The sequence below is a fragment of the Nonomuraea sp. NPDC049419 genome, assembly GCF_040676995.1.
GTDB lineage: Bacteria > Actinomycetota > Actinomycetes > Streptosporangiales > Streptosporangiaceae > Nonomuraea > Nonomuraea salmonea.
On record NZ_JBFAQB010000050.1, the window covers coordinates 1 to 1,039 of the forward strand.

A 1,039-nucleotide genomic window follows, 5' to 3' on the forward strand; every position below is an offset into this window, starting at 1 on the left:
TGTGATGTGACTGCGTGCCTTTTGAAGAATGAGCCTGCGAGTTATGGTGTGTGGCGAGGTTAACCCGTGTGGGGGAGCCGTAGCGAAAGCGAGTCTGAAGAGGGCGTTTGAGTCGCATGCTGTAGACCCGAAGCGGGGTGATCTACGCATGGGCAGGTTGAAGCTCAGGTAAGACTGGGTGGAGGACCGAACCCACCAGGGTTGAAAACCTGGGGGATGACCTGTGTGTAGGGGTGAAAGGCCAATCAAACTCCGTGATAGCTGGTTCTCCCCGAAATGCATTTAGGTGCAGCGTTGCGTGTTTCTTGCCGGAGGTAGAGCACTGGATGGCCGATGGGCCCGACAAGGTTACTGACGTCAGCCAAACTCCGAATGCCGGTAAGTGAGAGCGTGGCAGTGAGACTGCGGGCGATAAGGTTCGTAGTCGAGAGGGAAACAGCCCAGATCACCGACTAAGGCCCCTAAGCGTGTGCTAAGTGGGAAAGGATGTGGAGTCGCAGAGACAACCAGGAGGTTGGCTTAGAAGCAGCCATCCTTGAAAGAGTGCGTAATAGCTCACTGGTCAAGTGATTCTGCGCCGACAATGTAGCGGGGCTCAAGCACACCGCCGAAGTCGTGGCACTGATGGGACATTGATCCTGTTGGTGGGTAGGGGAGCGTCGTGCAGCCGGTGAAGCAGCAGAGTGATCTAGTTGTGGAGGCTGTGCGAGTGAGAATGCAGGCATGAGTAGCGAATCGAGGGTGAGAAACCCTCGCGCCGGATGACCAAGGGTTCCTGGGCCAGGCTAATCCGCCCAGGGTAAGTCGGGACCTAAGGCGAGGCCGACAGGCGTAGTCGATGGACAACGGGTTGATATTCCCGTACCCGCTTCAATGCGCCCATACTGAACCCCTTGATACTAAGAGTCCTTAGCTCGGGTTGTCCTTCGGGACGGCCGTCAGAGTGAACGCTCGACCTGATTGGGTAGTAGGTAAGCGATGGGGTGACGCAGGAAGGTAGTCCAACCCAGGCGATGGTTGTCCTGGGGTAAGCATGTAG

At 56.8% G+C, this 1,039-nt stretch carries 1 rRNA gene; it reads left to right on the top strand.

Features of this window, described 5'->3' with window-relative positions:
• Positions 1–1,039, top strand: a 23S ribosomal RNA gene (locus tag AB0K12_RS48360); the annotation flags it as partial.